Annotated in this window: 26 protein-coding genes and 1 pseudogene; 11 read left to right on the top strand and 16 right to left on the bottom strand. The window is 54.4% G+C overall.

All coding sequences use genetic code 11. From position 1 onward, the window contains the following. Positions 1–127: 127 nt before the first annotated feature. The 6 genes from ACE3MN_RS04295 to ACE3MN_RS04320 all read right to left on the bottom strand — a co-directional run bounded on the left by ACE3MN_RS04295 (position 128) and on the right by ACE3MN_RS04320 (position 3,712). The gene (locus tag ACE3MN_RS04295; protein WP_098067238.1) at positions 128–700 is read right to left on the bottom strand and encodes a hypothetical protein; all 573 of its coding nucleotides are present in this window, start codon (positions 698–700) and stop codon (positions 128–130) included. A 96-nt stretch (positions 701–796) separates the two neighbouring features. Next, positions 797–1,018, bottom strand: coding sequence for a hypothetical protein (locus ACE3MN_RS04300; RefSeq protein WP_176518995.1), 222 nt, complete (start codon positions 1,016–1,018; stop codon positions 797–799). A gap of 9 nt (positions 1,019–1,027) precedes the next feature. Next, complete coding sequence (locus ACE3MN_RS04305) at positions 1,028–1,333, bottom strand: hypothetical protein (protein WP_098067236.1); 306 nt, start codon at positions 1,331–1,333, stop codon at positions 1,028–1,030. A 204-nt stretch (positions 1,334–1,537) separates the two neighbouring features. Then, on the bottom strand, positions 1,538–2,116 hold the full coding sequence (locus ACE3MN_RS04310; protein ID WP_098067235.1) for an inovirus-type Gp2 protein: 579 nt from the start codon (positions 2,114–2,116) through the stop codon (positions 1,538–1,540). A gap of 278 nt (positions 2,117–2,394) precedes the next feature. Further along, the gene (locus ACE3MN_RS04315) at positions 2,395–2,634 is read right to left on the bottom strand and encodes a helix-turn-helix transcriptional regulator (protein WP_004129359.1); all 240 of its coding nucleotides are present in this window, start codon (positions 2,632–2,634) and stop codon (positions 2,395–2,397) included. 400 nt (positions 2,635–3,034) lie between these two features. Beyond that, the gene (locus tag ACE3MN_RS04320) at positions 3,035–3,712 is read right to left on the bottom strand and encodes a hypothetical protein (RefSeq protein ID WP_375364257.1); all 678 of its coding nucleotides are present in this window, start codon (positions 3,710–3,712) and stop codon (positions 3,035–3,037) included. Positions 3,713–4,283: 571 nt separating this feature from the next. Between ACE3MN_RS04320 and ACE3MN_RS04325 the strand changes: the two genes are divergently transcribed. From ACE3MN_RS04325 to ACE3MN_RS04375, 11 genes are all read left to right on the top strand, one after another. Continuing rightward, entirely contained in the window at positions 4,284–5,177 is an 894-nt protein-coding gene (locus ACE3MN_RS04325) for a GTPase family protein (protein ID WP_209573826.1), read from the top strand. A gap of 284 nt (positions 5,178–5,461) precedes the next feature. Beyond that, a complete protein-coding gene (locus tag ACE3MN_RS04330; protein WP_209573828.1) occupies positions 5,462–6,139 on the top strand; it encodes a hypothetical protein in 678 nt (225 codons plus the stop codon). Positions 6,140–6,234: 95 nt separating this feature from the next. After that, complete coding sequence (locus tag ACE3MN_RS04335) at positions 6,235–7,056, top strand: DUF932 domain-containing protein (RefSeq protein WP_032437350.1); 822 nt, start codon at positions 6,235–6,237, stop codon at positions 7,054–7,056. A gap of 70 nt (positions 7,057–7,126) precedes the next feature. After that, positions 7,127–7,600, top strand: a complete 474-nt coding sequence (gene radC, locus ACE3MN_RS04340) for a RadC family protein (protein WP_209573830.1) — start codon at positions 7,127–7,129, stop codon at positions 7,598–7,600. Between the two features lie 14 nt (positions 7,601–7,614). Continuing rightward, positions 7,615–7,836 (top strand): DUF987 domain-containing protein, encoded by a 222-nt coding sequence (locus ACE3MN_RS04345; protein ID WP_098067229.1) that lies wholly within the window; start codon positions 7,615–7,617, stop codon positions 7,834–7,836. 20 nt (positions 7,837–7,856) lie between these two features. Beyond that, complete coding sequence (locus tag ACE3MN_RS04350) at positions 7,857–8,207, top strand: type IV toxin-antitoxin system YeeU family antitoxin (protein ID WP_375364259.1); 351 nt, start codon at positions 7,857–7,859, stop codon at positions 8,205–8,207. A 35-nt stretch (positions 8,208–8,242) separates the two neighbouring features. After that, positions 8,243–8,566, top strand: a complete 324-nt coding sequence (locus tag ACE3MN_RS04355; RefSeq protein ID WP_029602169.1) for a TA system toxin CbtA family protein — start codon at positions 8,243–8,245, stop codon at positions 8,564–8,566. A gap of 367 nt (positions 8,567–8,933) precedes the next feature. After that, the gene (locus ACE3MN_RS04360) at positions 8,934–9,284 is read left to right on the top strand and encodes a transcriptional regulator (protein ID WP_004134443.1); all 351 of its coding nucleotides are present in this window, start codon (positions 8,934–8,936) and stop codon (positions 9,282–9,284) included. Positions 9,285–9,336: 52 nt separating this feature from the next. Then, positions 9,337–10,629 (top strand): arsenic transporter, encoded by a 1,293-nt coding sequence (locus tag ACE3MN_RS04365; protein ID WP_064343183.1) that lies wholly within the window; start codon positions 9,337–9,339, stop codon positions 10,627–10,629. A 9-nt stretch (positions 10,630–10,638) separates the two neighbouring features. Then, entirely contained in the window at positions 10,639–11,064 is a 426-nt protein-coding gene (arsC, locus tag ACE3MN_RS04370; protein WP_024358596.1) for a glutaredoxin-dependent arsenate reductase, read from the top strand. A gap of 192 nt (positions 11,065–11,256) precedes the next feature. Continuing rightward, on the top strand, positions 11,257–11,415 hold the full coding sequence (locus ACE3MN_RS04375; RefSeq protein WP_004134456.1) for an AAA family ATPase: 159 nt from the start codon (positions 11,257–11,259) through the stop codon (positions 11,413–11,415). 41 nt (positions 11,416–11,456) lie between these two features. Here the strand turns inward: ACE3MN_RS04375 and ACE3MN_RS04380 are convergent. The 10 genes and pseudogenes from ACE3MN_RS04380 to ACE3MN_RS04425 form a co-directional block, all read right to left on the bottom strand. Continuing rightward, a pseudogene (locus tag ACE3MN_RS04380) lies at positions 11,457–13,107 on the bottom strand (OFA family MFS transporter). A gap of 320 nt (positions 13,108–13,427) precedes the next feature. Beyond that, on the bottom strand, positions 13,428–14,585 hold the full coding sequence (locus tag ACE3MN_RS04385) for a CdaR family transcriptional regulator (protein WP_004134458.1): 1,158 nt from the start codon (positions 14,583–14,585) through the stop codon (positions 13,428–13,430). Further along, complete coding sequence (locus ACE3MN_RS04390) at positions 14,582–15,757, bottom strand: glycerate kinase (protein WP_102650119.1); 1,176 nt, start codon at positions 15,755–15,757, stop codon at positions 14,582–14,584. Before ACE3MN_RS04390 ends, ACE3MN_RS04385 begins: the two co-directional genes overlap by 4 nt. Before the next feature lie 13 nt (positions 15,758–15,770). After that, positions 15,771–17,141 (bottom strand): MFS transporter, encoded by a 1,371-nt coding sequence (locus ACE3MN_RS04395; RefSeq protein ID WP_177947705.1) that lies wholly within the window; start codon positions 17,139–17,141, stop codon positions 15,771–15,773. 76 nt (positions 17,142–17,217) lie between these two features. Beyond that, on the bottom strand, positions 17,218–18,096 hold the full coding sequence (locus tag ACE3MN_RS04400; RefSeq protein WP_024358593.1) for an SMP-30/gluconolactonase/LRE family protein: 879 nt from the start codon (positions 18,094–18,096) through the stop codon (positions 17,218–17,220). Positions 18,097–18,109: 13 nt separating this feature from the next. Next, positions 18,110–19,447, bottom strand: a complete 1,338-nt coding sequence (locus ACE3MN_RS04405; protein WP_004134464.1) for an MFS transporter — start codon at positions 19,445–19,447, stop codon at positions 18,110–18,112. Between the two features lie 135 nt (positions 19,448–19,582). Continuing rightward, complete coding sequence (locus ACE3MN_RS04410) at positions 19,583–20,773, bottom strand: thiolase family protein (protein ID WP_004134465.1); 1,191 nt, start codon at positions 20,771–20,773, stop codon at positions 19,583–19,585. Positions 20,774–20,784: 11 nt separating this feature from the next. Continuing rightward, the gene (gene fabG, locus ACE3MN_RS04415) at positions 20,785–21,519 is read right to left on the bottom strand and encodes a 3-oxoacyl-ACP reductase FabG (RefSeq protein ID WP_004134466.1); all 735 of its coding nucleotides are present in this window, start codon (positions 21,517–21,519) and stop codon (positions 20,785–20,787) included. 2 nt (positions 21,520–21,521) lie between these two features. Continuing rightward, positions 21,522–23,123, bottom strand: coding sequence for an acetyl-CoA--acetoacetyl-CoA transferase subunit alpha/beta (locus tag ACE3MN_RS04420; RefSeq protein ID WP_004134467.1), 1,602 nt, complete (start codon positions 23,121–23,123; stop codon positions 21,522–21,524). Then, on the bottom strand, positions 23,120–24,676 hold the full coding sequence (locus tag ACE3MN_RS04425; RefSeq protein WP_049087430.1) for a class I adenylate-forming enzyme family protein: 1,557 nt from the start codon (positions 24,674–24,676) through the stop codon (positions 23,120–23,122). The genes ACE3MN_RS04420 and ACE3MN_RS04425 overlap by 4 nt, the downstream gene beginning before the upstream one ends. Between the last annotated feature and the right edge of the window lie 53 nt (positions 24,677–24,729).

Raw genomic sequence — 24,729 nt, forward strand, 5'->3', positions numbered from 1 at the left:
GGAGGATTGGGACTATGAGTGATATTCATTAATCGAAAAGATTATTGCAGGTTTTTTGGGGCCAGCGATAAGCAGTATTCTCATAGTGTTACCGAACTGCAATGCCAGTAGAAATGGGTGGCAATAACTACGTTGTCGGAAAACTCTTGGCAAAAGCAACTGGCGAGGCCATTTGCAATGCCGTATCTCGTAACTCAGCATAACGCTTATCGAAATCTGCTGGCTTATTTCTCTCTATCCGATGGACTTTTATTTCCTTTAACTCCCCGTCCGGTTCGACTTCACGCCATGCAGCCGCCAGCAATGACATTACTTCCTGAATTTCATCCGATGCAGAAGAGTCATATCGGGGATGACTGCAAACACCCAAATTGAATAGCATCATCATCCGACATGTTGAAATACTTTCAGCCTCCCACAACCAGCGAAGAAGCGCAGGTTGCGATGGTTTACCCGCTTCAATACGCCTCTTTGAATATTCGCCAATTCTGCAATAGGCTTCAGCGTGAAAACGTAGCAACTGGGCATTACTTTGTTGTTCGTTGTCGCAGGAGTGGCAATTCGCATACTGTAGAGTAAACCCCAGCGCAGCCAGTCGTGGGTAATGATCAGTCGCCTGCTGCAACACTCTACGAATAAGCATGACATTGTTACCATCAGAGTTCGTCTTTAACGCTTCATTTTCAGCGCAATTGTTCATCAATTTCTCTTTCAATAATGGAAATAAGGGGCGTGTGTAAAAGGGGACGTTGTGGCCGAAAAAGTCGTTTTCTGCTTTTGACGCGGGTTACTGCGGTTAGGAACATTCCACGTTCGGGCATGCCATGAAATCGGCTGATACCATAAAGGTTTCATCATGCAGAAAATGCGATACCTGCCCGTTCGGGGCAAGAACCAGTACTACCGGACTCTTGCAGTAGAAGCAGTACAGTTTCCAGAATGAGGGATAGCGAAAATCTTCTGCATTGACCAAATTCCCCCATTCATCGATCGCGAATTTAGTCGGTTGTTGTTTCATACAGATACCTCAAAATTTTGCCTGCATCCCCTGCCCAAACAAATCACCGCACCACTGGCCTTCTGGTAAAACTCTGCTGATGTGTTGCTGGAGACCTTCACAGGCCTGTTGAAACTTGCAGGTATCGGCAGAACTTGCCCGTCGGCAGTAGAGCAGTGAGGCTTTACTTAACTGCTCAAGAGCTCTCAAACGCCAGCCACGCCGCTCGGCATCACTGCAACATCCAGCCAGGCTATCCCGGCAGATCCTTAGCCGGGTGATGTGTAAACGGTATTCCGCCACTTTTACCGCGATCGTGTTCTCTGGCTGTTTCATTTTTGATGTCCCTTGTTTGACAGATATGAGAAATACCCGACAGGAGAGCTGCCGGGTATAAATGGAGTTGTGGAATTGTTGATTCACTACAGGTCGGAACGTCAGGGTTCCAGCGGCAGGTCCAGTCATGTCCGCGAGGACATTATTTGTCGCCGTAATAACGGGGTTTGTACAGGATGCAGAGCCAGTTGCGTAGCCGTAGGATCAGGGGCCTGGCTTACGTGGACGCCCTGCCGCTGATCGTGGAGAAACGTCATTACAGCCGTATGCACACAAACCTTCTTTTTGTTCTTCCTTAGCCAGATAGCTCAGAACATGACGGATATTGTTAATGCTTTCCGGATCGTTATACCGAACAGGTATATTGATATTTCTAGAATACTGCGGCCGATATTCACATCGGTGCGATACGCCGTCCCGGTGCGTTATTTCCTCCCAAAGTGTATTTGCTGTAAGGGCAAAGGGATAAGAGTGCTGTGTTTTTTGTCTGTCCAGCCAGAATACGACATGCGCATGGTATCTATGTCGTTCAGTCCATTCGACAACCCAGAAATAGCCCACCACACCTTTCTCTTTTGTCATTTTCTCCATTAGTTCACGCAAATCATGTTCAAGTGTTTGGTGATTTAAGTGTGAATGCCTGGCACTTTTCTTTTTGTAGAAAAAATCCATACGTAATGCCAAAAGGCATGAGTATCTGTTTATCATTTCATCGATGTGTGCATTGAGAACTGAAGCCAGGAACCAGTCTTCATTAAAATTTCTATCTGAATTTTTTAGCATGATTATTCCACTGCTGATGATGAGAGAGGCCAGTGCAAGCACTAAGTTAATGATGTTTCATGCAAGACTTTTCTTTAAGGCAATGCTGAGCTGATACTTAAATTAATTATTGCTTTAAAGGCGAGGCTGGTTGTTCCAATAGTATTTGCGAGGGTGTTTAAAAGAGACATTGACAGTAAGCGGTGAATATAAGAACAAATGAGAGTGAGTATAATTATATTAAAAAACCTATATTAAATTACGTAACCTTCCTGTGTAAAACACCAACACTAAAGGTTCTAACCTCGAGATGCTTGTATTCTATCCAGCATCCATTTTTCCACTTCGCTTTTTAGCCAGCGTGAACTGCGACCCAGTTTAATTGGTGCAGGGAACGCATTCTCTGAAATTAATCGGTAGAACCATTTGTCTGTCATGTTTGTATAGGCGGTGATGAACGTCATATCAACGAGCTGATCATTCAGTAAAGATGTGGTTGTCTGGGTGCTGGATGATATCGGATGAGTTTTGTTTGTCATGGAAATGCTCCCGCAATGTAGTGTGAGTTCGGGAGGCGATGTGTGGTACCCAGTGGTACCTTGGATATTCACCTCACACCATGGTACTCAACAGTAAAAAAATACAGTTAATATCTTTTATGCTCAGTATGTGCCCTTTGTTAGGGTTGTACTTAAGAGAGTCCTATCGAGCCGCCTGCAAGCAAATTTTAGACTGTGTAAAGCTATGTTGATTTTCCAGAAGTACCTCTCAAGGTTGAGATTCACAGCTCTGCGCGTTTAGCGCATAGCAAGCTATGTCATAGCACTAACGAGGCTTTCACCACCATGATCGATTTTTTCGCACATGCTAAAAAAACGAAATTTACAAATGAGAATGACAATCACTATCAGATTTGTTGGTGTTAGACACCTTTAATTTTTAAATTCCAGGTTGGTATTCAAAAGGGAGTGTTTCTTTCTTACCTGACGCCCATAGCAATATATTATCTTTGATTTTGATTACATCCGTACTAAAGAAAGAGTTGTAAAACCCCAATAATTCAGAATAAGAATCCAAATCCAACTCAAGCATCATGAAGATAATCATTACGGACCTGTACAAATGACCATTTTTATCAAACTTACTTGATAAAAATGAATAAACTTCGGGGGTGCCATTTCTTGCCATGTTAAAAATAACATGAATTGCTATTAACTCTAACGTAAAGGATTCATTTTTGTATTTTTTAGCGAGTTTTAACATCGAATCATTCACGCCAACGACATTCAGTCTTTTTAGTTCATTTAATAAGAGGCCAAATAATGGAGGGACATCGCCAGGGCTAAGATACGGTAGATTATTACTATATTGGTGAGGGTGTACAGATGTCTCAATTGTTAATTGGAGTAATTTTAATGCCACAACCCGTTCATCCTCTAACTCAATCAAAGATTTGTACAGGCTGAGTGGTTTTTTTACGTTAGTAGTCCCCCTGGAATTGCGGTTTTTTGCGAGTTGATTAATTACTTTGTTTTTTAAAGTAATAGGTGTGATAATGTTTTGTTGGTGTGAGGAATCTCCTATCTTACTTGGGGAAGGAAGTTTATAAAGTTGCAATTTTAAATTTCCCTCGCCGCCACCAAGATAATTTATTGCATAAAGCTTGCTGTTTTTACAAAAATTAATCCAGGAGTAGATACTATACAGTTCCGTTACTTCATTTAATGAAACAGGAATATCCGGCCCGATTCTTATACGGCGTACATAGCTTTCTGTGTTTCTCCAAGCCGGTGTTTTTCGTATTAATACAAGCTTCTATCTGGCCTGTCTTATTAATCCAGCATTTTCAATTGAAGATATCTTTCTGACATATCCCCTCCTGCTATTGAATGCGCAATAGTAAATGCGCCCCTTCTTTAATCGTTTTATTTTACGAGGGATATATTTATTAATCCGATAAACAAGGTCTTTTTCCTTGCGCTCACTCAGTTCGCAGAAGCGCAAATAATGTTTTTTACAGAGCCTTTTACGTTTTGCTTCAGGTAATGGGGACACTAAACGATTGCAGTTTTTTCGTACACATTTAGCCATTTCATATTCCCTCATTCCAGAAAAATTTAAACCTATATTACTCCTTTGAACAGACGGTTAACCATTTTCCGGCGCTATTTTTTCACAGGAGTAAATCATGCCTCAAATCCCCGACCCGCAGGATACAAGCAATGTTCTGCGCACCTGTCTTAATCTCTTACCCCCGCATTCTGCTGAACGTATTCTTTCCCGCCTCCAGGAGGCGATTCGCTATGAACCCATGATAGGCATCATGGGCAAAAGTGGTGCGGGCAAGAGTTCATTATGCAACGCGCTTTTTCAGCAACCCATCTGTCTGACCAGTGATTTGCTGGGCTGCACCCGGGAACCCCAGCGTCTGTTACTCACCGTTGGTGAGCGCAGCATGACACTGGTGGATTTGCCTGGGGTGGGCGAGACACCGGAATACGACGAGGAATATCTGGCGCTCTATAAAGCGTTGCTGGCAGAGCTGGATTTGATTATCTGGGTACTGCGTGCCGATGACCGTGCTCGGGCAACGGATATCACGGCATACAGGGCACTGATGGAAGCCGGTGCCGACCCTTCACGTTTCCTGTTTGTACTGACTCAGGCCGACCGCATTCCACCCCTCAGGGATGGTGAGCCCTGGCAGGCATCACCTTCTTCTGAACAATGCCTTTCATTGGCTTCAGTCAGTGCGCAGGTTGCCGGTCAGTTGCCGTCCTCTTTCCCGGTCATGGCTGTCTCTGCACATACCGGCTATAACCTGCCCGCCCTGGTGGAGTTGATTGTGCATGCCTTGCCCGTACAGGCCAGCAGTGCCGTGTATTGCCAGCTGAAACCAGAGCATCAGACCCCGGACACTGACGCCGCTGTACGGCAGCAGTTTGGTGAGGCTGCGGGTAAGGCTTTTGACACGGTGATTAATCCTGACCACCTGCCTTCTGTCTGGACTGCTCTGTTAAGGAGTATCCGACAAAAGTTAGTGCAACTTGCCACGGCATTATGGGACCGAATATTTGGCTAAAATCCGCCGCTTTACCCCTCAATTACCACATTCAAAAAACAGTATATTGATCTGTAAAAACGATCGATAATAGAATATCGATCGTTTTTATCTATTAAAATGTCGATGTATAAGCCCCCTATTGATCGCTTTTACCTATCAAAGCAAAGGGATATTTCTTTCTCAAAAGTGTTCATGAGCACGACGAACAGGGACGTTGACGTGATGGTCCGGATACAAAGGTGCATCAGGTTCTGTGTACCGCGTCCTCCGTTGCCGCTTCTGATTCATTAATAAGGTGACATATGAAAATTCAGACCGTGATTGCACTTGTTTTGTCAGCCATTTCGGTTTCTGCTCAGGCGGGTAACTGGGCTGTGAAAAACGGCTGGTGCCAGACGCTGACCGATAATGGTCAGGTACTGGTGATGCTGAAAAACAACACCATTGGCATCTTTGGTCAGTTGCAGGGCTGCCCCAATGGCCCGCAGGAGCTGATGGGGAGTCGCATCAGTGTAAACGGCAATCTGGTACCCACATCTCAGTTGTGCAACCAGCAAACAGGATTTAAGGCTGTTGAGGTTGAAGGTGGGCAGGCACCTGCAGCCGCCAGAAAGGCAATTGCTTCGATTGCAGGTCAGGAAACATCGACCCTTCAGGTCTTTGGTGCGCAACTGACATTCACCCGTGGGGACATGATGACGGTCTGCCCGAAATACGTATCTGCCCTTGCTGCCAGTGCCGGGAGTCGAGCGCCGGAGATTAACAAAGGCTCAGTCATGAAAGCGGCCAAAGAAGCGTACACGAAAGAGTATGACCGTGACACGGCTGAGGCCGCTGATTTCGGCAGCTACAAAGTGGAGGGAAATACTGTGGTTTATGAGGTCTACAATGCCGGGTATCGTACCTACGATAAGGTGGTGGTGACCGTTGGTGCTGATGGTAAGGCCACCAGTGCCAGGGTTGAATATATGGGGCAATAACGTCTTATCCGCCACGCCATTTTTAATGTTAAAGGCCATGTTCCTTCGGGAGCGTGGCCTTTTCTTTTTATACCGATAAACACACAAAGGAGTGAATTATGCGATTAGCATCCCGCTTTGGTGCGGTGAACCTTGTTCGCCGTGACCGTCCCTTAACCCGTGATGAACTTGCTCACTATGTTCCCAGCGTGTTCAGTGAGGAAAAGCATGAATCGCGCAGCGAGCGCTATACCTGCATCCCGACCATCACTCTGCTGGATAACCTGCAGCGCGAAGGTTTTCAGCCGTTCTTTGCCTGCCAGACCCGTGTGCGTAACCCCGACAAGCGGGAACACACCAAACATATGCTACGTCTGCGCCGCGAAGGGCAGATTACCGGTAAACAGGTACCGGAAATTATCCTGCTTAACAGCCATGACGGTTCCAGTTCATACCAGATGCTGCCGGGACTGTTCCGATCGGTCTGTCAGAACGGACTGATTTGCGGCGAGAGCTTTGGAGAGGTGCGAGTGCCCCATAAGGGCAACGTGGTGGAAAAGGTTATCGAAGGGGCTTACGAGGTGCTTGGGGTGTTTGACAGGGTGGAGGAAAAACGCGATGCCATGCAGTCACTAATGCTTCCGCCGCCTGCACAACAGGCACTGGCAAAAGCTGCACTGACATATCGCTTTGGCGAGGAGCATCAGCCCGTGACGGAATCACAGCTATTGGCCCCTCGTCGCTGGCAGGATGAGTCCGGAGATCTCTGGACAACTTATCAGCGTATTCAGGAGAACCTAATCAAAGGTGGTTTGAACGGTCGCAATGCAAAAGGAGGACGCACACATACACGTGCAATTAAAGGTATTGATGGTGATGTGAAGCTGAATCGAGCGCTGTGGGTGATGGCAGAAAATATGCTGCAACTCGCCTCATGAACGATATCTCCGTGTTTGTTTATAGCCCTGTAGCTGGTTGTTACGGGGCTTTTTCTTTTAAGGAGCCACCATGTCCGAGCTGAATTTACCTTCGGTCTTCCCGATGAATGAGCAACGTACCATCCGTCGTGCCCTGCGATTACTGGAGAAATATCAGCGGCAGCCCAGTGAGTCGTTCCTTGCCGCTAGTTTCGCGAAAAAATGGTTACAGCTCTATTTGGCAAAGCAGGAGCGCGAAGTCTTTGTTGTTATCTATCTCGATAATCAGCATCGTCTGCTGGAGCATGAAACGCTCTTCCTCGGCACGATTAACCATACCGAAATCCATCCTCGCGAAATTGTGAAATCTGCACTGCGTCATAATGCAGCTGCGGTAATCGTCTCTCATAACCACCCATCTGGCATTACCGATGCCAGTAAAGCTGACAGAGCTATTACGTCCAGGATTATAGAAGCTCTGGAGCTGGTCGATGTCCGGCTATTGGATCATTTCATCATTGGTGATGGTGAAGCGTTGTCGTTTGCTGAGCATGGATGGCTATAAGAAGAGGAAGGCTAATGAAAATTATCAGTAAGCGTCAGGCGATGGCAATTTATCGTCTGCATCCTGAATCCCGATTGTTTCGCTTCTGTACCGGGAAATATAGCTGGTCCGGAAGCGTCTGCCATTACTATGGTCGTGAAGTTCAGGATATCAAAGGTGTTCTGGCTGTCTTTGCCGAACGACGCCAGGACCGGAACGGACCTTATGTTTGTCTGCGCAGCGTCACTCTAAATTAACCTTATAAAAGGAGCTTAAGATGTCGAATAAGACACTGACAGCGAATGACGATACTGCTGAGCCCTGGTGGGGCTTGAGTCGTAACGTCATCCCTTGTTTTGGCGCACGTATGGTCCAGGAAGGTAATTGCCTGCATTACCTGGCTGACCGCGCCAGCATAACAGGTCAGTTCAATGAAGCGGATTTACTCCATCTTGACCAGGCATTCCCGGTACTGCTGAAGCAGGTGGAGCTCATGCTTACCAGCGGCGAACTAAATCCCCGACACCAGCATTGCGTTACGCTCTATGCAAAGGGGCTGACCTGCGAAGCTGATACGCTGGGCTCCTGCGGTTACGTTTATATCGCCATTTATCCCACCCAAAGCTAACCGACTTTTAGTACTCATTTTTAAGAGAACAACTCATGAATACTTTACCTGCAATAAACCAGCGGGCTGTTCAGCCATATCCATCGCCCGTGGTTGTCTGGCAAATGCTGCTTGCTCGGCTACTTGAGCAACACTACGGCCTGACGTTAAATGACACGCCGTTCAGCGATGAAGCTGTTATTAAGGGACATATCGAAGCTGGCATCACGCTTGTCGATGCCGTTAATTTTCTGGTGGAGAAGTACGAGTTGGTCCGTGTCGACCAAAGGGGATTTAGCTGGCAGGAGCAAGCGCCTTACCTTACGATTGTTGATATCATGAGGGCTCGTCGCTATCTTGGTATCACTAACCGTAGCTAGTTTAGAACAATTGCATTTCTACCTTTGAGTATGAAAGCATTTTGCTATCATCGCGCTATCTGCTGATTTATCAATACGAGGGAAGAGGTGGGATTTCAAACATCCTTGCTTTGGGGGTATGTATGGGGGTATAAATTCACTTATAACTTAAAAAATTGTTTAAATTCAATTTAATATATTGATTGTTCTAATCCCTTCGCCCGCTCCAGACTTCTGAATTCTGCTCTTCCCCTATAAATTGATCTGGTTAACCCGCCTGGCATACTTGCCTCTTGTTTTTTGTTACTTAACACATATGATTTTTCATATGTGGTGTTGAACTTATATCTCTGTGGAGTATCCTGTCCATCGACGATCGGGAGGAATGATGTCATTAACACCCTTACAGCTTTTCAAAAATCTGTCCGATGAAACCCGCCTGGGTATTGTGCTGCTGCTTAAAGAGATGGGGGAGCTGTGCGTGTGCGATCTCTGCGCGGCGTTGGATCAGTCGCAGCCCAAGATCTCCCGCCATCTGGCTATGCTGCGGGAAAGCGGATTATTGCTGGATCGCAAGCAGGGTAAGTGGGTGCACTATCGCTTATCACCGCATATGCCTGCATGGGCGGCACAGGTAATAGCGCAGGCCTGGTTAAGCCAACAGGAGATCGTACAGGCCATCGCCCGCAAGCTGGCATCAGCAAACTGTTCTGGAAGCGGTAAAGCGTTCTGCCTTTAAAAATTTGCCGTAATATATATGTTTTTTCGAATGTGATCTTCAGGGAGGGGGTATGCTACTGGCAGGTGCTATTTTTGTCCTGACCATTTTTCTGGTTATCTGGCAGCCGAAGGGGTTAGGCATCGGCTGGAGCGCGTCGCTGGGCGCGGTACTGGCTTTGATTGCTGGCGTTGTACATGTCGATGATATCCCGGTGGTGTGGAATATCGTCTGGAACGCGACGGCGACCTTTATTGCGGTAATTATTATCAGCCTGCTGCTCGATGAGTCCGGCTTTTTTGAATGGGCTGCGCTGCACGTAGCTCGTTGGGGAAACGGTCGTGGCCGTTTGCTGTTTACGTATATTGTTCTGCTCGGCGCAGCGGTGGCGGCGTTGTTTGCCAACGATGGCGCGGCATTAATATTGACGCCCATCGTGATTGCCATGCTGCTGGCATTAGGATTCAGCAAGGGCACGACGCTGGCCTTCGTAATGGCTGCCGGGTTTATTGCTGATACTGCCAGCCTGCCGCTTATTGTGTCGAATCTGGTGAACATCGTATCGGCAGATCTCTTCGGGCTGGGATTCACTGGATATGCCTCGGTAATGGTGCCGGTCGATATTGCCGCCATAGGCGCTACGCTGGTGACGCTGCACCTGTTCTTTCGCAAAGATATCCCGCCGGCCTACGATTTGGTCCTGCTTAAATCGCCGGCAAACGCCATTAAAGATCCGGCTACGTTCCGCACCGGCTGGATAGTTTTGATTCTTCTGCTGGTCGGTTTTTTCGTCCTCGAGCCGCTTGGCATTCCGGTCAGCGCGATTGCCGCGGCAGGGGCGATCATTCTGCTTGCGGTCGCTAAGCGCGGTCATGCCATCAATACCGGCAAAGTGCTGCGTGGCGCACCCTGGCAGATCGTCATCTTCTCATTGGGGATGTACCTGGTGGTCTACGGTCTGCGCAACGCCGGGCTAACCGAATACCTTTCAGGGGTATTGAACGTGCTGGCGGATAAAGGACTCTGGGCCGCGACGCTGGGTACTGGCTTTTTGACGGCTTTCCTGTCTTCCATCATGAACAACATGCCTTCCGTGCTGGTGGGGGCACTGTCTATCGATGGAAGCACCGCAACCGGCGTGATCAAAGAGGCGATGATCTATGCCAACGTGATTGGCTGCGATCTGGGGCCGAAAATTACACCTATTGGTAGCCTGGCAACGCTGCTCTGGCTGCACGTACTTTCACAGAAGAACATGACCATCTCCTGGGGCTACTACTTCCGCACCGGGATCGTCATGACTCTGCCTGTACTGTTTGTAACGCTGGCCGCGCTGGCGCTACGTCTCTCTTTCACTTTGTCATGAGATACACAAATGACCAACGTTACCATTTATCATAACCCGGCCTGCGGCACGTCGCGTAATACGCTGGAGATGATCCGCAACAGCGGTACTGAACCCACCGTTATTCATTACCTTGAAAATCCACCGCCACGCGATGAGCTGGTCAAACTCATTGCCGATATGGGGATCGCGGTACGAGTGCTGCTGCGTAAAAATGTTGAGCCCTATGAAGAACTGGGCCTGGCGGAAGATAAATTTACCGATGACCAGTTAATCGATTTCATGCTGCAGCATCCAATCCTGATTAACCGCCCGATTGTGGTGACGCCGCTGGGAACGCGCCTGTGCCGCCCATCGGAGGTGGTACTAGATATCCTTCCTGACGCGCAAAAGGGCGCGTTTGCAAAGGAAGATGGCGAGAAAGTGGTGGATGATGAGGGCAAAAGGCTTAAGTAAATTGCCTGCGGGACGGTATCACTATCACTGAACGTTGCCCTGGACGTGACGATTATCTGCAGACGCCTCCTGATGCCGCTTCAGCCAGTATTGAATATTAATCATACCTGACTGAATAAGATCCGTGTTCAGGTAAGCTGGAAAATCATCAATAATCATCACCAGCGGAAACAACATGACGCTGTCGTCTCTATGTTACTGATCTTTGGTGGCCTGCCCGGTACCGGGAAATCAACCCTTGCTCGCCTGCTGGCCGCCAGCCTGACTCTGGATACCTCCGTACTGACCGCCGAAGAGGCGGTCGAGAGGATCCTTCAACATATCCAGTCAGGCACGCCGGTAAGCGCATAAAGAGCCGCCAGGGAATCACGGGCGGCATCGGCTGCAAGAACCTACATAAAAAACTTCACGGCCTGCTGTAACGTGGTGCCGACGCCCCATAACAGCGGCACGCTCACCGCCACCCAGCTTACGGTTAGCAGCAGCGTGGACGGACGGGCCTCCCACGTAAGCTGAGCATTCTTGTTGATGGTGTACAGACCTTTCGCCTGCTGCTGCTGTTCCGCGGTCATCGCATGCTCTTCCGTCAGCGGACGCACCAGCTGATTACAGATAAAACCCATCACCAGCAGGCCGGTCAGCACCATCAGCGTAATATCATAGACGCGCTCGGGCGGGACCCCGTGCGTCAGCTGATACTCGCGTAGATAGTTGACCAGCACCGGGCCGCTGATCCCTGCCGCAGACCAGGCGGTTAACAAACGCCCGTGAATCGCGCCGACCATTTGTGAGCCAAAGACGTCGGCCAGATAGGCGGGAATACTGGCAAAGCCTCCGCCGTACATCGAAATGATAATGCACATCGCGCAGACATACAGCGCGATATAGCCGCCGTGATTCACCAGCGGCAACGTCCCGTACAGCGCGGCGCCCAGGCAGAAAATAATCGCAAAGGTCATTTTGCGCCCGCACAGGTCGGATACCGATGCCCAGAAAAAACGTCCCAGGATGTTAAACAGGCTGAGCAGGCCGGTAAATCCTGCGGCCATGGTAGCAATGCGTTTCAGCTGCTCGCCGTTCAGCTCATGCCAGCTCAGATCGAGCGACAGCAGTTTACCGGCAAAGATCTCCTGCAGCATCGGCGAGGCCATACCGAGAATGCCGATCCCCGCGGTGACGTTGAGCCACAGCACCATCCACAGCAGCCAGAACTGCGGAGTGCGGCAGGCGACGCGGACGTGCACCTGGATCGTGGGATTATTGCGGATCGTTTTTTGCGCCTTCTCACCCGAAGGATGCCAGCCCATGGGCGGCAGGCGATAGCCAAAGGTACCGGCGAGCATAAACAGCGCATAAATCGCCGCCAGCGCCAGAATGCTTTGCCATACCCCGTTGCCGGCCGGACCGGCGAAGTAATTCATCAGTCCGTTTGCCAGCGGCGCCCCCACCAGCGCGCCTCCGCCAAAACCCATGATCGCCATTCCGGCCGCCATTCCGCGCTTATCCGGAAACCAGCGCAACAGCGTCGAAACCGGTGAGATATAGCCCAGTCCGAGACCGATTCCGCCGATGACCCCGGCTCCCAGCCACAGCAACCAAAGCTGGTGGAAATAGATAGCGATGCTGGATAGCAACAGGCCGCCGCACCAGCACAAGGTGGCAATAAAGCTCACCAGCCGTGGTCCAACCTTCTCAAGCCAGCTGCCCCACAGCGCCGCCGAACAGCCGAGAAAAACAAAAAAACAGCGTGTAGGTCCATCCCAGCATGGAGATCTTCCAGTCGCAATCGCGGGTAAACAGCTGCTGCCAGAACGACATCGTGACGGGGCATTGTAAGGACTCGCTTCCTCCTATTAGCTGCGACATAGGCAACCAGTAAACCGAAAATCCGTAGGCCATACCTATGCAGAGATGAACGGCCAGCGCGGCCGGGGGCACCAGCCAGCGGTTAAAACCGGGCCTGGCGATGATGCGTGGTTTCGCGAAAAAATCGCGTAAGGGAGAGACCGGTGCGGTCGCGACGTTTTCATTCATTTGCGCCATTTTCCTGTCCTTTTTATCTATATTGACCGACGAACGCCGCCGTCGGGGAACGTAGATAAAAGGCAAGAAAGGTGCCATTTGATTAAATTATGTACAGAAATGGCGACTGAAGCGAGCAAGCTTCGCCGAAGGGATGAGGCGAAAAGCCCGCCATCGGCGACGGGCGCCCCGCTCGCGATAAAAACGCCGGGCGCGCTATTATTTTGATAAACGTCGATCTCAGAGTGATACACCGCGACCGGTAACGTTCGGGCCGCTTCCTCCCGGACATGGCTGTGGGGTATTTCCCCTGCAGGGCGGGCGAGAGCACCCGCCGCTCTCTAGCTTAAGGTATCAATCCATTCGCTCTGGCGCGGGTTCTGCCGACGATAGCAGTGTACCGACACCGCCAGCTGCGTCAGGTCGGTGAAGACCATCGGATCGAGCTGAATATGCTTTTTAATCTGCTGCAGCCGGTAGGTGAGCGTATTGCGATGAATCCCCAACAGCAGCGACGTTTTGCCCGGCTCGGCGTTATTGGCAATAAAGCTGCTCAGGGTATCCAGCAGCACTTCGCCGGAATCATGCTCAAGCAGCTGGCGTACGTTATTGATAAAAAAATTCACCATATAGCTGTCTTCCAGCACCCGGAACAGGCAGAGCATCGCCATCTCGCGAAAGTAGTAGATTTGTCGCTGCGGCTGCACTTTGCTCCCCACCTCAATCACCGAACGGGCGAATCGGATAGCCTCGCGAATATCCGGGGCGTTGTCCGCCTGCACGCCAATCCCGATATGGTAATGGCTGATCTGATTGCTGAGAACAAACTCGATGCCCCGCAGCATCGTCTCCTGGGGTTCGCATAGCGTATTGAGGATAAGTATTTCATTGCTGCCCAGCAAAATGACGTCTCTTACCCCGGACAGCTGCGAGAATTCCCGCAGCAGCGTACTCAATACTTCGCTTAGCTGGTGCTGTTCGACCTGCACGGTCACCACAACCGGCATCAGCGGGGCATTAAAATTAAAGCCAAGCTCCACCAGGCGATGAAGCGCTTCCTGTCCGGCGGGCGCGGCTCCCTGCTCAAGGTACTGACAAAACAGGGTGTCGCGCAGACGCTGTCGCCAGTTGGTTTCCCGCATCTCTATGGCCTGGCGGACCAGTAGTTCGGCGGTAAGCACCGCCAGTTCAGCATAGCGGCTTATTGCCGCCGGGTCGCCGCTGATGCCCACCACCATCACCACGCGATCGTCATACATAATGGGATGATTAATCCCGGGATGCACATTCTGAAAACGCGCGGCTTCCGCGGTGTTATTAATACAAATACGTTTACCGGTGCGTATCACCTCGCGGGCGATTTCATGCTGCTCGCCGATACGATGACGTTCACCTGAGGCAATAATCTGTCCATGATGGTCAATCACGTTCACGTTATGATGAATTATCGCCATTGCCCGGGCGACAATTTCATTAGCCAGCGCCGTCGTAATAATCATACAGTTATCCGCTTATGTGCCTCTCCGCGCCGTCCGCTCAGAAAGGTTCGTAGAACATTCTCCGCTGCGTCGGCGAGGAGCTGTTCGCATGTGTTCATCGACTCCGCCAGCGGCATAGGGCGCTGGCAGATAGACCACATCGCGTCAATATGGTGTTGATACAATTGCCGACTGCTCTCATCGCGTCCGCCGCAAAGGGCCACAACCGGTACGCCGTGGCGCGCCGCTTTGCCCGCCACGCCCACCGGGGCTTTACCAAAGGCGCTCTGACGATCGAGCCAGCCTTCCCCGACGATGGTCAGCGCGGCATCGCTAAGATGGCGGTCGGCATTAAGCAGTTCCAGCACCAGGTCAATGCCCGGACGCAGCGTGCCGCCCGCATAGGCGATCAGCGCAGCTCCCATACCGCCCGCGGCCCCGGCGCCTGGTGCTTCGCTGACGTCGTAGCCGAGCGTTTGCGTAAGCTGCCGGCTGTAGTGCGCCATACCCGCCTCCAGCTCGCTCAGCGCCGCCTCATCCGCCCCTTTCTGCGCGCCATAAACCCAGGTGGCGCCATCGGTTCCAAGCAGAGGGTTGGTGACGTCGCAGGAGGCCTGAATTTCGGCCTGTCGTAAACGCGGGTCCAGTTCGCGTAAATCGATGCGCTGGATATGCGCAAGATCCTGGCCCGCGGCGGGAACCGGCAGCAGCGTGCCGTCCTTGCGCAAGAATCGTGCGCCAAGCGCCTGGGCGAAACCGATGCCGCCATCGTTGGTCGCGCTGCCGCCCAGCCCGATAATCAGACGCCGGCAACCGGCATCCAGCGCCGCTTTTACCTGTTCGCCCAGCCCAAAACTGCTGGCCAGACGCACATCCCGCTGCGCTTTCGGCGTAAGCTCGAGCCCACAGCTTTGCGCCATCTCAATAATGGCCCGCTCGCCGGGCAGGATCAGAAACGCGGCCTGTACGGCGAGGCCGTAAGGCGAGGTACAGCGCTGCTGCTGCCACCTCGCGCCCTTCAGCTGCGGACTTTCCGCAAGGGTCGAAAGCAGTCCCTCTCCGCCGTCCGACACGGGCATTTCGACCAGCTCCAGCGCCTCGTCAACCCGGCGCAATCCCCGTGCGACCGCTGCGCAAGCGGCCTGCGCGCTACAGCTGCCCTTAAACGAATCCAGCGCGATAACAATCTTCATGCGTTCTCCTGCGTTAATGCGCTTTGCGCGGCGTTTTATCGGTGGTCATCAGCTGCAACAACATCCCCAGCAGCGCGCATCCCGCCATGGTAAAGAAGGCGTAGATATAACCCGCCGGATTTTCCCATCCCCCACCGAACTGGATGAGCCAGCCCATAAGCAATGGCGAAAGGCCGCCGCCGATAAACATCGCCGTGGTGATAATTCCGTTGGCGGTAGAGGTGGCGCGTTCTTCGGCGGAATCCGAGGCCATTGCGTAGTAGATAGGCCACACGGCGTTGGCCACCAGGCCAAAAAAGAGCTGAATGGCGATAAGACGCGGCATATTGGTGGCGAAATAGAACAGCGCAATGCCGATACTCATCCACAGACCGCAGACGATCAGAGTACGTTTACGACCAAAGCTATCGGATAGCCAGGGCCAGATTATCTGGCCCAGAGTACCGGTCAGCGTGAAGATAATACTTAGCCCGGCGGATGCCGCCAGCGACAGGCCGGAGACGTGATAAAGATACGGCGGCAGCACAACGTTAATGCCCATATAGACAATTTGCGTCAGCAGGGTATTGCCCGCCGTTAGCGAAATATTGCGGTTGCGCAGGGTACGTAAAAAGGTCTTCATCCCTTCGCCTTTGGCAACATGGCTGCTTTCCTGGGTCGCCGGGCGCGTCATCCCCTGGCTATCGATATGCTGATAAAGCGTGTTGATGCGATCGGCGGTGGAATATTTCGCCCAGAAAATCATCAGCGGGATGGCGACGATCAGCGCCAGCAGGAAGCAGTAGCGCCAGCTGCCTTCGCCAAATGCGGAAAGCACCAGACTTGCCACCACGCCGCTCAGCAGCGCGCCAATCGGATAGCCGGTATGATGCACCCCCAGCGCGAAGCCGCGCTTCTCTTTCGGCCACCACTCCGCGGTGTTGCTGACGCCGACGGGCTCGCCCCAGCCGGCCCCGAGGTTGACGCCAACGCGCAGCAGCACAAACGCCGTCAGCCCGTGGCTGATCGCTTTAATCCCGGAAATAAAAGAGAGGGCGGTATAGCCCAGCACCAGCGGTACCTGAAAGCGCGCCCGCTTCCAGCCTGAACCGTAGCGATCGCTCCAGATGGAGCCGGGGATATCCAGCACCGCCAGGGCAACCATAATCAGCGCGACGACGTTGCCCCACTGTTCCGGCGAGAGCGAGAACTCCTTAGAGATGACCGGGCCAAGGCGCAGGATCATCTCGCGGTCGTAGGCGTTAAGCACCCAGATTAGCCAGCAAACCAGCAGCGAAACCCAGGAGAAACGATGTACCAGCCGCTTTTTTGCGCCTTGTTCGCCGGCAGGTGTTTGATTGATTGTTGTCATAGTCGTGTTTACTCCGCGGCGTCGCGACAGCATGGCGCGCGCCGCCAGGTATCAGGGTCAGAGTGGGTTCGCCGGGTATTATTGTTATCGCGGCGAGCCGGATATTCGTTTAACCGGCAAAGCGCCGTTCCGCTACGCCGGTGACGCCCAGGTCGTAAATGGCGAACAGGCTGCCGCGTAGCTGATTATCTTCCGGGAAGCGCGGTAGCGGCGGCTGCGCCATTGAGGTGACGTACAGCACGTCGAGGTTTTCGCCGCCGAACATCACGCTGGTGACTTTTTTCACCGGCATCTCAATGATGCGATCGACCTCGCCCTCCGGCGTGTAGCGCACCAGCTTGCCCGCATAGACCAGCGCGTTCCACAGATAGCCTTCGCTGTCCACGGTGGCGCCATCCGCCGCGCCGCCTTCGCTGCGATCGACGTGGCAAAAGACACGTTCGCCAGAGAGATCGCCGGTCGCGGTGTTGTAGTCCCAGGCACAGATTTCGCCCGTCCAGGTATCGGCAAAGTAGAACGTTTCGCCGGAGGGGCTCCAGCAGGGGGCGTTAGAGACGATGATATTTTTCTTCAGCACGTGCAGTGACAGATCGGCGTCCAGGCGATATAGCGCGCCGCTTGGCTCCTCTTCGCGCATATCCATCGACCCGAACAGAAAGCGTCCCTGACGATCGACTTTACCGTCGTTGAGCCGGTTAAAGGGCCGGTCCGCTTCCGGATGGTGCAGCAGCGTCAGCCCGCCGCTGGCGAAGTCGAGCAGATGAACGCCATTCTGTAGCGCTACCACCGCGCCTTCGCCGTTCTGGCGCAGGGCGAAAGAGCCAATTTTCTGCCGCACGTCCCAGCTCTTAATCGCGCCGCCCTGCGCGTTACAGGCGAACAGGCGCCCGTCGAGGCTATCTACCCACCAAAGACGTTGCTGCTCGATATCCCATACAGGGCTCTCGCCGAGGCGAGTTTTTAAATCCAGTAACACTTCGATACGCATAAGGCGCTCCTGATTAAGCGTTTTCGCCGCGGGCCTGTTTTGCCGAGGCGGGGGTAGAGGATGACGAACTTTTAATCAACAGAGATGCCAGCGCGCCGACAATCAGTAGCGCGACGGCGAACCATAAGCCGGACGTCGCCGCGCCGGTGCGGTCCTCAAACGCGCCGAGGATAAACGGCCCGAGAAAGCCGCCGCACAATCCGAGGCAGTTAAGCAGGCCGAAGCTGCCCGCCAGCATATGCCCGCTCATGATCGAGGGGAGCCAGTTAAAGATGATGGATTGCATGGCGAAGAACATGAAGGCGGCCAGCGAGAAGCCAAGCAACGCCACGCCGTGGCCGGCAATCGCGCCAATCGCCATGCCGGTCGCCATGACCAGATACCCGGCCATCAGCATGCTGCGCGAACGCTGTTCCGTCCGGGCGAAACGCGGCAGCAGGATCCCGCCAGCGGCGGCGGCGATCCATGGGATGGCGGTCAGCAGACCGATCTGCAGCGGGGTAAGCTGGCCCCAGCTTCCGATGATCCCCGGCAGGAAATAACTCAGGCCGTAAACCGAGAACTGGTGGGTAAAGTAAATCAGCACCAGCAACAAAAATACGCGGGTGGTGAGCGCGGTTTTCAGGGAAAAGCGGCTTGGCGTATGGCGCGTCTCCTCGGCTTCTTTCTCCAGCACCGCAGTGATTGCCTGTACGTCGTGGCTGTCCAGCCAGCGGGCGTCGGCGGGTTTATCCGGCAGCCTGCGCCAGACGACGAACGCCAGCGCTATCGCGGGCAGCCCTTCGATAAAGAACATCCACTGCCAGCCGTGCCAGCCGGACATTCCATCAAGGCTTAATAACAATCCGCCCAGCGGCGCGCCGATAATATTGGCCAGGCAGACCCCCAGCAGGAACAGGCCGGTGGCTTTAGCGCGCTCTTCACGGCCAAACCAGAGGGTCAGGTAGTAAATAATGCCCGGATACAGCCCCGCTTCGGCGGCGCCGAGCAAAAGGCGCATCACGTAAAAGGACGTAGGCCCGGTGACGAACGCCATACCGCAGGAGATGATCCCCCAGGTGATCATGATGCGGGCGATCCAGCGCCGCGCGCCAATCCGGGTTAAAAACAGGTTGCTGGGGATCTCCAGCACCGCGTAGGTGAGAAAAAACAACCCGGCCCCGAGGCCGAATGCGGTTGCGGAAAGGCCGATATCCACCGACATGGTCGCTTTCGCCATGCCAATATTGGTACGATCAATAAAGCTGATGATGTACGCCACGATAAGTAGCGGCATCAAATGGCGGTAGATCTTTTTATGGGTGCGCTGTAGCTGCGTCCCGTTTACCGCCTTTTCATTTATTGCGGACATGGTTATTATTTCCCCGTATTCGTGGTCAGAAGCCTTGCCGGGATCGCGTCGATCCCGTTCGTCAGCTCACAGGTTGTCGCCGGGTGCTGACCCGAACGACGCCCGGCCCGAAGCCCCACTTCGGGCCGTCTTTTCCTAAGCGCCTTCGCGCTCGAACAGCATAGAAATCCCCTGGCCGCCGCCGATGCACATGGTGACCAGACCGGTGCGCGCGCCGCTGCGCGCCATTTCATACATCAGTTTGACCGGCAGGATCGCACCGCTGGCGCCCACCGGATGGCCGAGAGCGATCGCGCCGCCGTTGACGTTGACGCGGGCCGGATCGAGACGCAGATCGTTCATCACCGCCAGCGCCTGGGCGGCGAAGGCCTCATTGAGTTCAATTAAATCGATGGCGTGAACATCCATATTGAGACGGTCCATCAGGCGTCGGGTAGCGGGAGAGGGACCAAACCCCATAATCTCCGCGCCGCAGCCGGCAACCGCCCAGCCGCGAATTCGCATACGCGGGGTGAGGCCGCGCTTTTCCGCCTGCTGGCGGGTCATCATCACCAGCGCGGCCGCGCCGTCGTTAATGCCGGAGGAGTTGGCCGCCGTCACCACGCCGTCGGCTTTAAATGCCGGACGCAGCGCGGCAAGCTTTTCGCGCGGGGTGTCGCGCGGGTGTTCATCGGTCGCGAACAGGCGGGTCGCTTTTTTGCCGTCCGGCACCTCAAGAGCCAGAATCTGCTCGCGGAAGCGCTCCTCAGCGATCGCCTTCAGCGCCTTCTGCTGGCTCGACCAGGCGAAATCGTCCATCGCTTCGCGGGTGATACCGAAACGTTGCGCAACGTTTTCCGCCGTGATGCCGTTGTGATAAGGCCCTTCCGGCCAGGTGAGAATGGAGATCAGCCCATCTTCCAGCTCGCCGTGGCCCATGCGATAGCCATCGCGCGCTTTACGCAGGTAGTAGGGGAGCTGGGTCATATTTTCCGTTCCGCAGGCGACGACCACCTCGGCCTGGCCGCTTTGCAGCTGCATCATGCCGTCCGCGAGGGCCTGGAGCCCGGATCCGCACTGGCGGTTAACCGAATACGCGGTGCTCTCCTGTGGGATCCCCGCCCGCAGTTGGCAGATGCGGGCGATAAAACCGCTTTCGGCGATTTGCCCGACGTTGCCGACGATCGTTTCGTCGATATCCTGCGGCGCAAGTCCGGCGCGGTTGACCGCTTCGCGAATAACCGCCGCCCCGAGGTCATGCTGGTGGGTATGCTTAAGACTGCCGTTAAACGTGCCAATAGCGGTACGGACGCCGCTGACAACCACAATATCATTAGCCTGTGTCATCGTTTTTCTCCTTACAGCACCATGCCGCCGCCGACGTTAATCACTTCACCGTTGATATAGCGCGCGCCGTCAGACGCCAGAAACGCCACGCACTCGCCAACGTCTTTCGCCTCCCCGGCGTAACCCGCGGGTATTTTATTGATCATGATTTGCCAGACGTTTTCCGGGACGCCGCGGGTCATATCGGTATCGATAAAGCCCGGGCAGATGGCGTTGACCGTGACGCCTTTCTTCGCCAGTTCGCGGCAGGCGGTTTTGGTCATCCCCACCACGCCGGCTTTTGACGCCGAATAGTTGGTTTGTCCGACGTTGCCAAGCCAGCTGGCGGAAGCGATATTGATAATGCGGCCCGCGCCGCGCTCGCGCATACGGATGGCGGCCTGCTGCATACAGAGAAAAGTGCCCTTCAGATTGACATCGATCACCGTATCCCAGTCCGCTTCGGAGAGTTTGTGCAGCATGGCGTCGCGGTTGATTCCGGCGTTATTCACCACAATATCCACCGCGCCAAACGCCTCTTCGGCCTGGGAAAACAGCGCTTCGACCTGCGCTTTGTCACCGATATTGCAGCTGATAAACAGCGCCTGTGCGCCCGATTCGCGCAGGGACGCGGCGGCGGCTTCGCCGTGCGCGTCGCGATCGGCGATGATCACGCGCGCGCCTTCCCGCGCAAGCACCTGAGCAATGCCAAAGCCGATACCGCGCGCGGCGCCGGTGACAATGGCGGTTTTACTGGCAAGTTTCATAGCTAATTTCCTTGTGAGTCAGAGGATGAATTCCGGGACAGATGTTCCGCGAGGCCGCAGGGCTGCGGGGTGAACAAGCGGCTGTCCATAACCTGAAGATCCGCGGCGATCGTCGGACGAAAATCCATATGCGCCAGGATGTCGCGCTCAAGATCGATACCGGGGGCGATTTCCGTCAGCACCGGCCCCTCCGGGCGTAGTTCGAAAACCGCCCGTTCGGTGACGTAATGCATGGTTTGTCCTTTGGCGCGGGCCAGCTCGCCGTTGTAAGAAATCTGATTAACCCCGGCGACGAATTTACGTACCTCGCCTTCGCGGCGGATATGCAGCGCCCCTTGTTCACAGGCGATCTCCAGCCCTTTGGCGGTAAAAGAGGAGCAGAACACGACGTGGCGGGCATTCTGGGTGATGTCGATAAAACCGCCCGCGCCGGGGCAGGATGCGCCGAGCCGCGTAGCGTTGACGTGGCCGTGCGGGTCCATCTCGCCGGCGCCCATAAAGGTGATATCGACTCCCGCGCCGTTGTAATAGAGCATTTGATCCTGGTGGCCTATCATCGCGCTCAGATTACGACCGATGCCGAAATCAACGCCGCCCGCCTGCTGGCCGCCGTAGATCCCCGACTCCACGGTGATGGTGACCTGCTCGCCGAGCCGTTCTTCGTGAATGATGGCGCCAATAACGTCGTTGGGAATGCCGGTGCCGAGATTGATGACGCAGCCGGGCGTCAGATAGCGGCAGGCTATCCGCCCGATAAGTTTGCGCAGGTCGAGCGGCAGCGGCGCGCTCTGCGCGGCGGGCAGTTGGATATCGCCGCACAGCGCCGGATCGAAGTCCCAACTGGAGGTCTGGCGGTGATCCATCTGCGGCTCTTCGCACACCACAATGGCGTCAATCAGGTTGCCGGGAACGGTGACGCTTTTCGGATGCAGCGAGCCTTTCGCCACGCGATATTTCACCTGCGCCAGCACCTTCGCCCCATAGCGTCTGGCGGCGAGAACCGCGTGCAGAACTTCCAGCTTCATCACCTCTTCATCGGTCGTGAGGTTGCCGTCTTCATCAGCATGGGTGCCGCGCACAATGACCACGTCCAGGGGAATGGCCGGGTAAAACAGATATTCGGCGCCGCGAAACGTCACGTGCTCGATCAGATCGGGCCGTTCGCGGGTGCGGGCGTTCATCCGCCCGCCTTCCATGCGCGGATCGACAAAGGTACCGAGCCCGACGGGGGAAAGCCTCCCCGCAAGTCCGGCGGCCATCGCGCTATAGAGATGAACGATCTGCCCCTGCGGCAGACACCAGGCTTCCACTTCGTTGTTGTTGATCATCGCCATCCAGCGCGGCGCCAGGCCCCAGTGCGAGCCGATAAGGCGCGTCACCATACCCGGATGGGCGAAGTGCTGGATGCCGCGCTGGCGATCGCTTTGCCCAGCGGCATGCAGCAGCGTCAGGTCGCGCGGTTCGCCCGCGGTCAGAAAGCGCGCTTCGATAGCGCTTAAAATGGACTCCGCCGCGCCGATAAGCGTCATCCCGACGGTGCAGACGGTGTCGCCGCTGGCGACCCACTGCGCCGCTTGATGGGCGTCGATAAATTTGCTGCTCACTTTTTATCCTCCGTTGATAGCGTGATGATGGATTCCGCGAGGCGCGCTTTGAGCTGCTGCTTGCTCACTTTTCCGTTATGGGTACGCGGTAAAACGCGGGTGAAAATAATGCGCGCCGGCAGCTTAAAGCGGGCGATTTTGACCTTCAGCCAGCCGAGGATCTCTTCGCTGGTCAGGTGGTGCTGACCGTCCGGCACGATAAACGCCACCGGCTCTTCGCCATAGACCGGGCTGGGGGTCGGGATCACGGCAACTTCCCGCACTCCCCGATAGGTAGAGAGGATGTTCTCCAGCTCCAGCGAGTAGATCTTCTCTCCGCCGCGATTGATCATGTCCTTGCTGCGGTCTTTGATGTACAGCCAGCCTTCGTCGTCGAGATAGCCCAGATCGCCGGTACAAAACCAGCCCTGCGCATCGCAGCTCGGCCGTCGTTCGCTGTGCTGCCAGTATTCGCGGATCACCACATCGCCTTTGAGCCAGATATGCCCGATTTGCCCGGCGGGGAGGGGCTGCTGGCGATCGTTGCGGATCGCAATGGCGAGGCCGGGGATCGCCTGCCCCGAGCTGCCGCATTTATCGCTGCCCCAGACATCGGCTGGAAAGATGGTGGCGGGCGAGGTCGTTTCGGTGAGACCGTAGATCGGCTGAATCGCCGTATGCGGAAACAGGGTTTTTAGCTCAGCGATCAGTCCGTCGCTCAGGTGGCCCGCGCCGCAGGCAATCGTGCGTAGCGCGGGGAAATCGCCTGGATGGCTGGCGCTCTGCTCGCGCGCAGCCTGGCACAGCAGGATAAAAATGGTTGGCGAGCCGTGCAGAAAGGTAATGTTCTGCTCGCGCAGGGTGTTGATTACCTGCGGGGCGTTAAACCGGTGCTGTAGCCAGAGGCTCGCGCCGAGGCTAATAAACAGCGCCAGCAGCGCCGACAGGCCGGTGATGTGATAGATAGGCACCGCCAGAATGGTGCTATCCGCGGCGGTGAGATTCAGTTTTTGCGCGTAAGCGTCAATCGCGCAGAGCAGGTTGTGGTGCGTGATAATCGCCCCTTTCGGCTCTCCGGTGGTACCGGAGGTAAACATCATCACCGCCGTATCATCGCGGTTAACCGGGGTCGGCAAACAGGTTAGCGGATCGGGAAGAGAGAGCGCCTGCCATTCGCTGAGCGAAACGCAGAGGGCGTCGGGAGTCTGTTTCAGCCAGTCCTGCACGGTCGCATCGAACAGCACGGCCCGCGGGGCGATATGGCCCACCAGCTCCTCGCTTTCGGCCTGCTTAAGCTTAGTGCTGAAAGGCACCACTTCGATGCCCAGACCCAGCGCGGCAAATAGGACTTCGCAAAAAGCGGGATGATTCCCCCAGGCCAGCAGGATTCGGTCGCCTTTGCGCAGCGACCAGATGCGGTCAAGCTGCGCCATCGCTCGCTGTACCCGCAGGTGAAAATCGCGGTACAGATAGCGCCGATCCTCAAACGCCAGCGCCAGGGCATCCGGGCTGCGGGCGGCGCTGCGGCTCAGGGCCTGGTAAAGATTCTGGAAGTCGGCGGAGGTGCTGCTCATTTGTCTCTCCTGATATTGCGTATTGACTGGAAGTAGTCTGGGGAAATTCAGGA

Source organism: Klebsiella grimontii, from assembly GCF_042137965.1.
Lineage (GTDB): Bacteria > Pseudomonadota > Gammaproteobacteria > Enterobacterales > Enterobacteriaceae > Klebsiella > Klebsiella grimontii.